Raw genomic sequence first — 13,095 nt, 5'->3', positions numbered from 1 at the left:
ACCTTTAGTTCGCTAGCTCTTCAGCTAGAGTTTCAATGTTAGCCAGTAAAGCCTCAAAATCTGAGGTCTTTAAGCATGGGTTCAGGATTGTGAATTTCAATGCAGATTGACCATTCACAACGGTTTCGCCTAACACAGCGATACCTTTAACTAAAGCTTCAATTCGAACTTTCTGGTTCAGTTTGTCCAAATTAGCCGCTTTAGCATTTACGGTACGGAACAATACCGTAGAAAGAGATGGCTCAGCCAACAGCTCAAAAGCAGAGTTGCTGCGGACCATATCAGCCACTTGCAGTGTTTGAGCTAGCAAGTGATCGTACATAGCACCTAATTGTTTAGGACCAACACTTTGCATTGTCATAAACACTTTTAGCGCATCAAAACGTTTTGTGGTTGCAATGGACTTGTCCACAAGATTTGGCAATGTATCGTGTTCACGATTTAAATAGTCAGCATGATGAAGCAAGTATTTAAGATTTGCTTTATCACTGACAATCAAGGCACCACAACTGATTGTTTGGAAGAACAATTTGTGGAAGTCAACACTGATAGATTGTGCGCGTTCGATACCAGATAAACGATCTTTGTGACTACTTAGAATCAAAGCACCGCCGTAAGCACTATCTACATGCATCCAAATGCCATGTTCTTGAGCGACATCGGCAATCGCATTCAAATCATCAATAGCACCGTGATCGGTTGTACCTGCTGTACCAACGATAGCAAATGGAATTAACCCTTCCGCTTTCGCTGACGCAATCACATCATTAAGCTGAGACACATCCATCGTGCCGTTGTCATGTGCATCAACAGCAATAATTGCTTTTTCACCAAGCCCCATCCACGCAGCAGATTTTTGCACTGTGAAATGAGATTTCTTAGAACAGATGATGCGTAATTTGTCCGCATACTCTGGTAGACCCAATTTTTGAATTGAGTGACCCGATGTTTTGTCTGCGATCCAATCACGAGCGAGCATTAAGCCCATTTGGTTGCTTTGAGTACCACCACTAGTGAAAATACCGTCAGAAGCTGCGCCCAGATCATATTTGTCACATAACCAATTAACCACTTTTTGCTCAACATAAGTCGCTGCAGAAGCTTGGTCCCAAGAGTCCATTGATTGGTTAAGTGAACCAATGATCGCTTCAGCGACCACAGATGGCATCAATGGTGGCGTATGTAAGTGCGCAATACAGTGTGGGTGCTGTACAATAATTGAGTTTTTAGCAACAAGTTCAGCCGTTTCTTCAATCACTTGTTGAAGTGGCGCATTTTTGTTGTCTAGATCAACCGCATTAATGGCCTGCTCTAGTTGCTCAGGCTCTAGACCTGAATAAGGCGCATTGACTTGTTCAAACACAGCACGCATTGCTTCTGTCGTTTGGTGCATTGCACGAGCGAAATCTTTACTGCCTAAAGCGCCAGTATGGATAAAGTGCTTTTTCCACTCTTGATTATGTGCTTCTTCTTCCTCAACACGGCTTGCGCCTGCAGCAATCATGGCTTCTTCAAGCACACGTAGCGCAAAATCAAGTTGTTCGTAAGAGATAATCAATGGCGGTAGGAAACGAATAACCGAACCTTCACGGCCACCTTTTTCCACCATCAAGCCACGCTCAAGTGCTGCACGCTGAATCTTAAGTGTCAGTTCCGATCCCGCTTTAGGTTCGCCAAACTTGTTAAGTTCACCACTTGGGTCTTTGATTTCAAGCCCAAGCATCAAACCTTTACCACGCACATCAGCAACACAGTTAAGGCGTTGAGCAATCTTTTCAAAGCCAGCACGCAAATAAGCACCCTTCTCACGAGCTTCCTGAGTCAGATTGTCACGTGTAATGATTTCTAATGCCTTAGCGCCTGCAACCATCGCAAGTTGGTTACCACGGAATGTTCCCGTGTGTTCACCCGGACGCCATGTATCGCACTTCTTGTTGATAACAAGCAATGACATTGGCATACCGCCACCAATTGCTTTAGACAAACACAATACATCAGGCACAATACCGGATTCTTCAAACGCGAAGTTGTAACCTGTTTTACCAACACCACATTGGATTTCATCAAAGATAAGCATGATGCCGTGCTCGTCACAGATACGACGAAGTTCACGTAGCCAGAATGCTGGGGCAGGAACCACACCGCCTTCACCTTGAACAGGTTCTACGATGATAGCCGCAGGTTTAGCAATACCGGCTTCGTCATCATTAAGAAGACGTTCGATATAACGAATACCAGCTTTGGCACCTTCATCACCGCCAAGACCAAACGGGCAGCGTAGATCGTATGGGAAAGGCATAAAATGAACGTCAGACATCAAACCTGTACGACGAGCTTTCGTCCCCAAGTTACCCATCATGCCCATTGTGCCGTTTGTCATGCCATGGTATGCCCCACGGAAAGCAAACATGGTGTTGCGACCAGTCGTTTGTTTCGCTAGTTTAATCGCGGCTTCAACACAGTCTGCGCCAGAAGGACCACAGAACTGAATGACGCAATTATCCCCTAATTCTGTCGGTAAGAAATTACGCACAGCTTGGATATAATTTGTTTTTGCTTTAGTCGCAATATCTAAGGTTTGATATGGCAAACCAGCGTCTAACTGATCTTTCAATGCTTGGTTGATCTCAGGGTGATTGTACCCTAAAGCCAAGGTACCTGCGCCAGCAAGACAATCTAGGAAGATTTGTCCGCGAGTGTCTTCAACTAAACAGCCATATGCCTGCTTAATTGCAATAGGAAGACGACGTGGGTAAGAACGGACTTCTGACTCCATTGCTGCTTGATCAAGAAGCACTTCATCTGGAGTTAGATCGTATGTACCAGTTAATACTGGAACTTGAGAAGAGAACATGGTCGAAATTGAATTCTCGACACCAAAGGCTGTACTCATTTCATCACCTTGAATAAAAATTTCAGTTCATTACCTCATTGAATCAGCAATGAGGAGACGACAAACAGCAAACAAACCGCTCATACTTTACGTACAGCGGAACAACAGCAGGTTATGGCCACATAGAGAGCCACTAACTATTTAACAATCAGAAAATCAAGGTTCGGTTATACTCTGGTCCTGACAGACCGGGCATAGTGGAAGTAAGAAGCTGATCAATGTGTGTAAGTTATGTGATTTCAATGTTGGGTTTCCCATTCACATGCTGTTTTACGCGCAGCAAGAGTATCCCGTCTACTGGTAAAAGGCCTTACCAGTACCTACCCTACGAAGTGTCATAATCAGCCTGATAGTCACTTCGCGTATCCCTCAGAAACGCCGTCTGAGATTGGTGCGGAAATTAACACAAAAATATTCCCACTTGCAATCACTTTTATTTGATTACACTGAACTATCTCTCTTTTTTTTTGAGATAAAGATCATATTTATTGCGCAATTATTTGATTTTGCAACAAGTTGCTTATTTGGTGTTTTTTTTCTCAAAAAGCACCATATATAGTGTTTTCATTTATCATCAGCCGCAAAAAAAGGGACTGGCTTTCACCAGTCCCTTTCAATCCCACACAAAATGTGGTTATTTATTATTCGGATACCGAATCTGTTTTAAACACTTGTTTAGGCAGCGATGAATGGAGCAAGCTGTACCCCAAAATAGCCGCCATGGTTGAACCCATTAAAATCCCTAAACGAGCATACGTATCGTAAGTCGAATGCTCCGTTCCAAACGCTAAAGAGGAGATGAAGATTGACATGGTAAAACCAATACCACACAAAACCGACACAGCAAAGATATGACGAATACCAACACCTTGTGGCATTTTCGCCACGCCTGATTTAATTGCTAACCAGCTAAACGTGAATATACCCAACGGTTTGCCAACCAACAGCCCAAGCGCTACACCCAGAGGCAATGCTCCAGCTAGCCCATCTAACGATACCCCTGCCAGAGAAATACCTGCATTGGCAAAAGCAAATAACGGTAAGATAGCAAATGAAACATAAGGGTGAAGACCATGTTCTAGAGTTTTGAGTGGTGAAGGCTGGCCTTCTTTACCTTTGAGCGGAATAGCAAAACCAATCACAACCCCTGCTAGAGTGGCATGCACGCCAGATTTGAGCACAGCTATCCACAAGATACCACCAACGATGATATAAGGAAGCAAGCGCGTAACCTTGAAATGATTCAGTACAAACAGTACTACTGTCATCGCAAGACCAATCGAAAGCGCCATTGTTGACAAATCATTGCTATAAAACAGAGCGATAATAATAACAACGCCTAAGTCATCAATGATAGCCAAAGCAAGCAAAAAGACTTTCAAGCTCACCGGAACTCGACTACCCAATAACGCCATAATACCTAAAGCAAATGCAATATCTGTTGCTGCAGGGATAGCCCAGCCACCGATCGCATGTTGATCTTGATAGTTAAATAATACGTAAATAAGTGCAGGGGCAAGCATTCCCCCTAAAGCAGCAATAGCAGGAAACACTGCTGTTTCTTTCGATTGCAGAGCACCAATCATCAGTTCGCGCTTTACTTCTAACCCGATAAGCAAGAAGAAAATTGCCATTAACCCATCATTAATCCAATGAGCTACGGACAACCCGGCAACATAATGATGCAAGAAACCATCGTAGATTGGATAGAGAGAAGAGTTAGCAACAACCATTGCTAATACAGCAGCAATCACCAACATGATGCCACTGGCCGATTCCATTTGAAAAAACTTACGTATCCGTTCACCCATGTAATTATCCTTATTGTGTTAAAACACGTAACAAAGTGATATTTAAAGTTTAGTCGCTCAAATGCTATATGAATAATCGCTTGTAATGAGTTAACACTTCGAAAATACCGAAGTATTCGCATGTTTACAACGTAAATACTGATATACCGCTATTTCAAAGAGTCACCATCAGTAACCTGTTAGTTGCATAAAACCAACGGCACTGTGAGAACCACTCACATTCACCGGTCCTTGCCAATATGGCACAATAAAAGGTAACCACAAATCTTTATTGATTGTCGTTGCGGTTAAATCAATACCATAAGCGGGAACTTGAATATGCCACTGAGAAGGAATTTCATGTCCATTATCCGTTGTAGCAACCAATTGTGGCACGATCATTAACTCATCAGGTCCAAGGTTATGCACTTCCCCATTTTGTAAGGTAAGCACTCCCCCATCAAATGGCATTTGATTCGATTGTCGGTAACGCGTGACCGACAATTCGGTTCCACCCTGTAAATGAAAAACCATCCAATCCCAATTACGGTTTTTTTGCATGACAAAATCATTGCCCCAGCGCTTACTCAGCCATGCAATTCCAGACACTGAAATCGGCTTGTTAACACCACGTAACCGCAATGACCCCGTCATTTCAATCCTTGGCATATCTATGGCGTATAGCGCCACCGGACCATCACGATTAAGAGATTTGTAGCCTTGGTGTCCGGGTAAAACGAATGGTGTTTGTGCGGCCATGCTTAACCTGAAGCTAACCTCATCGGTATCCACAGCGAGCACACCCGGTAACGGAGATTCCGTCATACCGTGCCAATCCCAATTATCAAGCCACAAGTGAAACGGTTTAAGCGATAGCCCTGCTTGACCAATTCCGCCCCGAGAAAGACGCTGACTTTTCCATACGTGGTGTTTATCTGAAACAGCCACCTGCGCTAAGTAAAGTTGCGGATGCTCCCAGCTAATTGACTCAACATCATCGTGAGCAAGTCGCATATAAGTCCATTGAATACCATACCGATGGCCATCACTATCGGTAACATTCGCCATTAAAGTCCACCACTCATTTTGAAACGCGGGATGAAACGAAAAATCCTGAGGCAATACGACGGGACGCTCTGCCTTCACCTCTTGATAATGTTGCTGTTCAGAGAAAAAAGGAGCGAGGCTATTATCTTGGTTTGAACGATGAACAAGCAAACCTCCCCAAAAGGCATAACCAAGGCCAACAACCAACAAAACAATAAGAAAAACAATTAACGGCAAACACCAGCCATGACGAGAAGTTCTCATTACAAGGCATCCCTCAATGATTTCAATGGTGATTTACGCACCAATCGCAATACAGGTAACGCTCCTGCCACCAGCAGGGCCAACATAGAAAGCAATGCTGTTTGTGCATATTTACTAGGCACTAACTGTACCTGCATTGTCCAGCCAAAAGAGTCACGTAGTAACACATCCACCATTAGATGGGCGAGCAAAATACCAAGAGGTAAAGCAATCAACAGCGCTATTGCCCAAAAGACAAACAATTGTAGAGCGCCAACCCACACGAGCTCTTTGCCCGATACACCAAGGCACCGTAAGAGCGATACATGTCGTTGACGAGAAATCTCCCCCGCTAAGGTGGCAAAGAAAATGCCACATACAGCAATCAACAAAGTGATATTTCCCAAGGTATCGGTGATAGTAAAAGTTCTATCAAACACCCTCATCGCCTTCTTATGAATCACTGCATTGCTGTGTATTCGATCAATACCAAAGCGAAATTCACTGATCAGGCGTTTTTTCAATGCATCAGTATCGTGATGCCCAGGGCTAAATACTACCGCAAGGGAAACATTACCTTCGCCAGCAAATACCGATAACCAGTTGTACTGGGACATCATGATCTGGCTGTAGGGGTTACCGTAATCGTAATACACCCCAGTCACTAACCAGTTTTTGCCCAATGGCGTTGGTAAGTCGATAAAATCGCCAGGGCGAATTTGCTGCTTAATTGCCATGGATTCACTGATCATCACGGCTTTGGTTGAATGGGTAAAATACCAATAATGTGGAATGGCCAGCTTAATCGTCAATGAGTCTTGTTCACCTTGAGTATGACCCGTGCTAACCACTTGAATCGTACCTTTATTTGACAGCACATCTTTTTGCCAACGCCACCAAACATTTGAGACTTCTGGTTGTTGCTCAAGCCAATTACTAATTTGTGACGCATTTGCATTCGTTGGATAAAGGTATAGGTCCGCAGCAAGACGGTCATTCAGCCACTGGTCGGTGGTGCTTCGAAAGCTACCAACCATGGTTTCGACACCAATATTCGCCGCCATTGCAATCATAAATGCCATGGTAGCAACACCGCGATAGCTCATGCTTGCCGCCGCATCAGCAAAAAACCAACGAACTTTTACCCAACCAACCCGATAGGATAAGAAGTCAAACACTTTCCACACAATAAAGGGGGTAATTAAGGCAACACTGAGCAGCACTAAACCAATAAGAATAAAACCAACAGATTGAGTTTTTGGGGATTGATACACTGCAAATGCGGTAATACCAAGCGCAATTGCGATGACAGCTTGTACCGCAAATTCTGCCCCGGCAAAACGCAGCAAGGAAAGTCGAGTCGTAAGACGAATCGGTTGAGATTTCAGTAAACGCACCAGAGGCCACGCGCAAGACGCAAATGCACCAAGAAACGCCATAAAGAGACTGTATAGACTCCATGACCATTGCCAATGAATTGAAAGCCCTACGTTGGCATCATACAAATCGTGTAAGCTGGCAGAAACAGCTGGAATCAGTTTATTGGCTAATATTAGGCCAAATAAATTGCCACACAACCAACTCACTGAAACCAATAGCACCAACTCAATCGTTAAAGCTTTCGCAAGCTGTCCTCCGGACACACCCGCTTGTCTTAACATACCGACCAACGGCTGACGCTGCGTGAGTGATAACGACATGGCTTGGTAGAAAATAAATAATCCCACTAAAAACGACAGCATCCCCATCGCAGTGAGATTTAGATGGAACGCATGAGTTAAAGAGGAAAGTTCCGTCTTGGCCGTACGCACTAACACGATGCCTTGCGGAAGTTGCTGCTGTAAACGATCAAGTGTTGCGGAAGACATATCACCACAAGCGATCATCGAAAAACCATTACTGTTACGGTATTGATGGACCACTGTCATATCCGCAACAATACGAATACCTTTGAGCAAATTATGTTGGTCGACCAAAATCGGACCAAGCTGACTGCCATCATCCAAGATAATCGAGTCGCCATCTCGCCAATGCTGTAGATGGGCTAAGTCTTTACTCACCATGACCGGATGCGGTGGATACATCAATTGCAGTGTCGGAAGGCTATCTAAGTTCAACCCACGATTTAGGGGCACCATCGCTGCGGGATCAATCCCAACTAAATTGAGTTCGACGCCCTTTTGTGTAGTGACTGCGTAACTATCCAGAGGAACACACTGTTCAAAACCGGCACGACGTAAGTGCACATAGAAGCCTTGCGGAATACGAGCAGAAACATGCTGAGGTCGGATACGATAAGGTAGCGGGCTAGCAAACAGTTTTTCTCCCGTCTGATAAGACTGGCGAGCATATTGGTTAATCGCGGTCACGCCGGATAATAGTGATACCCCCAGCGTTAAACCAAGCCAGACCAAAACAACTTGCAATGGATAACGGCGGTAATGACCAAGTAGCGCTTTAACTACGGGCCATAACATGCAACTGCCCCCCTTGCAGCTTAATACTGCCATCCAAATGTTTGGCAACCTGCTCACTGTGAGTAACTAATAGCAGGGTACATTCCACTTCACGCGCCAAACTGGTAAGCAGACGCATCACAGCTTCAGCATTACGCTCATCAAGGCTTCCTGTGGGTTCATCTGCTAGCAGAATACGTGGCTCCATATACAAAGCGCGTGCAATTGCGGCGCGCTGCTGCTGCCCACCCGACACCTCTTCAGGATAACGCCCTAGTAAAGGCATAAGGTCAAGAGCAGATAGAATTTGACGCCATAGACTTGGGTCTTCAGGTAAGCCTTTAAGTTGGCGACAAAACCGAATGTTATCGGCGACATTCAAGGTAGGGAGTAGGTTAAACTGCTGGAAAATATGACCGATACCATTACGGCGAAACTCTGTACGTTTCTTTTCGCTGGTATCATGCATGGCAAAATCATCAAACCAAATTTCACCAGAATCGGCAACATCCAGTCCGGAAATCAAATTAAGTAAGGTACTTTTGCCTGAACCACTTTCGCCCATTAAGGCCACTTGATCACCACGGTGCAATGTTAACTTAGCTCCTTGCAGTACTGGATGAAATTCATCGCCGTCCGCATATCCTTTGGATAGGTTCACTAGTCGTAACATTAACACTCTCTCTGCATTTCTTGATTCGGGGCAGAATCTACACCAAATCCCAAGCAACAGGAAGTGATTTGCTAACCCGATCACATTATATGCAAAAAATTACATATTTGTAGAGCTCAAACTCTATGAGATGAACGATTTTTTATTAAACCGTTGCGATGGGACAGCAGATGTAGATTTCACGTTATATTTATACCCAGCATGTGGGGCAACTGTGTCTTAAATCGCGTGATGATAAATAACTCTACCCTACCCCAGTAACATGAAGTCGTTATTAGGAGATAAAAGAGGTTACCAATTATATTTTTATAAAATCATTTCAGTAAGTTATGGAAATATCTCTACCTATTGAAATCATGGTATAAATTCTTGCGAGACACTTATTATAGACACAAATGCTAACACAATTTGTACGTGTATTGGCAAGGTAATCTCACTCTAAAAAGAATTATTTTATCGTTTAGAATCTGACGTTGACCTGAGTTGTTAGTAAGGTAGCAAACTTGTTAAACTTAAAGACTTACTGTTCACTCCTAAGGAGATGGGATGAAGCGAATTTTGGTGCTTGGCGCCTCTGGCTATGTTGGCTCACAACTGGTTCCTATTTTGCTAGACCAAGGCTATACCGTCACCGCCGCCGCTCGTAATGTACAATACCTCCATGCCCGCTTGCATGACCACCCAAATCTCTCTATCCAATATTTAGATTTGGCAAACGCACAAACAGTTAAAGAGGTTGTCCCCCATTTTGATCTTGTGTTTTTTCTTGTTCACGGCATGGCTCAAGGTGACGATTTTATTAACTATGAACTCTCGCTGGCCAAAAACGTGCGCGATGCATTGGCGGACAGCCAAGTGCAACATGTGATCTATTTGAGTGCCATTCAACCATTGTCCGGGACTTCAGAACACATTAAAGCACGCAGTGAAACGGGCAATATATTGCGCCAAAGCCCTATTCCAGTGACAGAGCTGCAAGCAGGCGTCATTATTGGCCCGGGCTCCGCTGCGTTTGAGATCATGCGCGATTTTGTCTATAACCTTCCCATCTTAATCACGCCCAAATCGGTTGACTCTAAAGCAAACCCCATCGCCTTAGATAACCTCAATTACTACCTATTGTGTCTCATCAATGATGCGCCGCAAACTCACCAGACCTATGAGGTAGGAGGCCCAAATATTCTTACCTATCGGGAACAGTTTCGAATTATTTGTGAGTTGGCAGGTAAACCGTTTCGCTTATGGTCGACGCGACTACTTACACCCCGTATGGCGTCTTATTGGCTCTCTTTGATTACCTCAGTCCCCAAAGCCATTGGTCGTGCTTTAATGGATGGGCTATCCCATGATTTCATTGCCGATAGCCATGCGATTGAAACCCGCTTCCCTCAGCCATTAATCACATATCAAGAAGCGGCTCGGCAAACCATCGAACAAGAAGGTGTGTTTGTACGCAATAAGGTGTGGGGGTTTGATCCAACAGCCCTGCACCGTTGGCAACCTGGGTTTGGTTATTATCCCAAACAAGCAGGCGCGTCGATTAAAACCGATCTTCCCGCTGAAGCGTTATGGGAAGTGATACAAAAGATTGGTAGCGCCCAAGAAGGCTATTTCTTTGCCAACATTCTGTGGCGAACTCGGGAATGGCTAGACCTGTTCTTTGGCGGTGGTGTTCCTGTGCGCCGTTCGCCAGCGGGGCCTGAATTAAAAGTCGGTGATTTTATCGATTCTTGGAAAGTGATTCGCTGCGAGAAAAACCGTTTTCTTTCACTGTTTTTTGGCATGAAAGCGCCCGGACTAGGCAGGCTAGAGTGTACGATTAGTGATCATGGTGATCAGCGTGAGTTGGATATTCGGGCGTGGTGGCATCCTCAAGGTATGCCCGGCTTACTCTACTGGTTTGCCATGATGCCTGCGCACCTGTTTATTTTTCGCGGCATGGTTAAGGCCATTGAACGTAAAGCGCGCACAATTTACCAAGAGAATCAAACCTCCTAGTGGGTAAACTCGGTAACAAAGCGAGTAGAATCAGTAACGAAAGAGAGAAAAAAGGCTTGGCGTTATTTAAAAATAACGCCAAGCCTTGTTAAACGATGACATTATCGCTACTAAAGCGTTATGCGCCTGTAAACGACAGTGGCATTTCCGCGAGTTGAACACCTTGGTTTAGTGGGTAAATCAGATACTCACCATGGTATTTCACATTCGATTTGTAATCGGTACGCTTGTGCAACATAAAGCCGGCTTCCATTGCAAGCTCAATAAAGCGCGCATGATTTCCACGCACAAACCAACTCATTGGTTTAACTAGATTAGGGCCATCAAAGCAAGATTCACACTGCAAAGAGCATAGAGCCAAAGAGTTTTGTCCTTCGGTAAAAATCTGCACTTTACGCTGGCCGACGATCGGTTCTGACGTAGTCACTTCCCAATCTTCCTGCTCCATCTTATCCAAAAAAGCTTCAATTTTGCTGTCGGTAATCACAATTTGATCAGCCGCGAAAAAGTGCTGGTAATAAGCAGAAATTCGGCGAAACGTTGGCAATAGCATCGCATCATTACCTTTTGAACGTCCAGCTTTCTGCCAACGGGTTAAATCATCCAGCACGCAACGGTGAAAACGCTGACCTTTGATCGCTTTCGTTACCCAACGAACTAAAAAATGGTTATTCGCCACAGGAGCATCAACTAATTTTCCTGTTTGATGCTCATCCGCCAACTCAGCTAAAGCGGTGTTCACCACGTTTTGAATTTCTAAATAATATTCAGTCACTATGCTTTTCTTCCAAATATCCAATAACAGGCAACAGACAACAGAGAACAACCTGCCATCGCAAAGACCATCGGCCACATAGTGTCGCCCGGTAATGCAGCCACAATCGAGCCGACCAGCGAACCTGTGCCGAAACGTAACGTTCCCGCCAAAGAGGATGCTGTGCCAGCCATACGGGGATACCCGCTAAGAAGCAGCCCCATAGAATTACTGCCGATCGTCGAAATCGTACCAATAAACATCACAACAAATGGCACCGTCCCCCAAATTCCAGCATCAAACCACCAGCCTAAGAATAGACCAAAGCCTGCAAGTAATTGGATGGTAAGTCCCAAACGCAACATGGCATGTGAGCCCACTTTTTTCACCATGCGACCATTAAGCATGGTCATGGCGATCATAGCGACAATGTTTAAACCAAATAGGTAGCCAAATTCACTAGGACTCACGCCAAAAATATCGATGTAAATAAAAGACCCTGCTGTTAAAAAGGCAAACATCCCAGAGAAAGAAAACGCCCCGGCGAAAATAAGCCCCATCGCTTCGCTATTACGGCACAGACTAAAGTAGTTTTTGAGCGTACTACCAAGATGCAATGGTTGTCGGTTCTCGGGTTTGAGAGTCTCTGGAATTTGCCAAAGCACCAAACCAATCACTGCGATAGCAAATAGTGCCAACACCCAAAAAATCGAGCGCCAACCAAACCAAATGGCTAAGTAACCACCCAACATGGGTGCAATCAGCGGCGCCAACGTCACCGTTAAGGTCACAAATGACATTGCGCGGGCAAAATCTTCACGATCAAACATATCGCGCACCACAGCTTGAATGATCACCGCTGCCGCAGCACCAGCAAAACCTTGCGCCGCTCGTATCCAAGTTAACTCAATAATTCCTTGAGATAAGGCACTCAATACGCCTGCTAGCGCAAAGCATAAAGTACCGACGATCATGATCGGTCGACGACCATAGCTGTCTGCCAAAGGACCATGAATTAACTGTCCAATGGCAAAACCTGCCGTATATGCCGTTAGCGTAACCTGTACTGCCCCCGCAGAAACACCTAAATCTTTTGCGATCGCAGGCATGGCAGGTAAATACATATCGATCGCCAAAGGAGTCAACGTACCGATGGCACCGAGAGCGATAAACATCAGAAAACTGATATGTGAGACATGATTAGACGTTGGGGATGTTGAACTCATAACTCTCCAATTTAC

The 13,095-nt window shown here is 44.7% G+C and carries 8 protein-coding genes; 1 reads left to right on the top strand and 7 read right to left on the bottom strand.

Annotated elements, in window-relative coordinates; translation table 11 throughout:
* Positions 1–4: 4 nt before the first annotated feature.
* The 5 genes from JCM16456_RS06670 to JCM16456_RS06650 all read right to left on the bottom strand — a co-directional run bounded on the left by JCM16456_RS06670 (position 5) and on the right by JCM16456_RS06650 (position 9,102).
* Positions 5–2,893, bottom strand: a complete 2,889-nt coding sequence (locus JCM16456_RS06670) for a pyridoxal phosphate-dependent class III aminotransferase (RefSeq protein WP_068713472.1) — start codon at positions 2,891–2,893, stop codon at positions 5–7.
* A 641-nt stretch (positions 2,894–3,534) separates the two neighbouring features.
* The gene (nhaA, locus tag JCM16456_RS06665) at positions 3,535–4,704 is read right to left on the bottom strand and encodes a Na+/H+ antiporter NhaA (protein WP_068713471.1); all 1,170 of its coding nucleotides are present in this window, start codon (positions 4,702–4,704) and stop codon (positions 3,535–3,537) included.
* A gap of 168 nt (positions 4,705–4,872) precedes the next feature.
* Positions 4,873–5,994, bottom strand: a complete 1,122-nt coding sequence (locus tag JCM16456_RS06660) for a lipocalin-like domain-containing protein (protein ID WP_068713470.1) — start codon at positions 5,992–5,994, stop codon at positions 4,873–4,875.
* Entirely contained in the window at positions 5,994–8,450 is a 2,457-nt protein-coding gene (locus JCM16456_RS06655; RefSeq protein WP_068713469.1) for an ABC transporter permease, read from the bottom strand. Before JCM16456_RS06655 ends, JCM16456_RS06660 begins: the two co-directional genes overlap by 1 nt.
* Positions 8,431–9,102 (bottom strand): ABC transporter ATP-binding protein, encoded by a 672-nt coding sequence (locus JCM16456_RS06650; protein ID WP_068713468.1) that lies wholly within the window; start codon positions 9,100–9,102, stop codon positions 8,431–8,433. Before JCM16456_RS06650 ends, JCM16456_RS06655 begins: the two co-directional genes overlap by 20 nt.
* Before the next feature lie 546 nt (positions 9,103–9,648).
* Between JCM16456_RS06650 and JCM16456_RS06645 the strand changes: the two genes are divergently transcribed.
* Positions 9,649–11,100, top strand: a complete 1,452-nt coding sequence (locus tag JCM16456_RS06645) for a DUF2867 domain-containing protein (RefSeq protein ID WP_068713467.1) — start codon at positions 9,649–9,651, stop codon at positions 11,098–11,100.
* 118 nt (positions 11,101–11,218) lie between these two features.
* Here JCM16456_RS06645 and JCM16456_RS06640 read toward each other — a convergent pair whose 3' ends face one another.
* Positions 11,219–11,875 (bottom strand): DUF2913 family protein, encoded by a 657-nt coding sequence (locus JCM16456_RS06640; RefSeq protein ID WP_068713466.1) that lies wholly within the window; start codon positions 11,873–11,875, stop codon positions 11,219–11,221.
* Complete coding sequence (locus tag JCM16456_RS06635) at positions 11,875–13,080, bottom strand: Bcr/CflA family multidrug efflux MFS transporter (protein ID WP_068713465.1); 1,206 nt, start codon at positions 13,078–13,080, stop codon at positions 11,875–11,877. The genes JCM16456_RS06640 and JCM16456_RS06635 overlap by 1 nt, the downstream gene beginning before the upstream one ends.
* Positions 13,081–13,095 lie beyond the last annotated feature (15 nt).

This window comes from Vibrio tritonius (assembly GCF_001547935.1).
In the GTDB taxonomy this organism is placed as follows: domain Bacteria; phylum Pseudomonadota; class Gammaproteobacteria; order Enterobacterales; family Vibrionaceae; genus Vibrio; species Vibrio tritonius.
The sequence above is the reverse complement of the archived record's forward strand: the minus strand, read 5'-3'. Positions and strand labels throughout refer to the sequence as shown.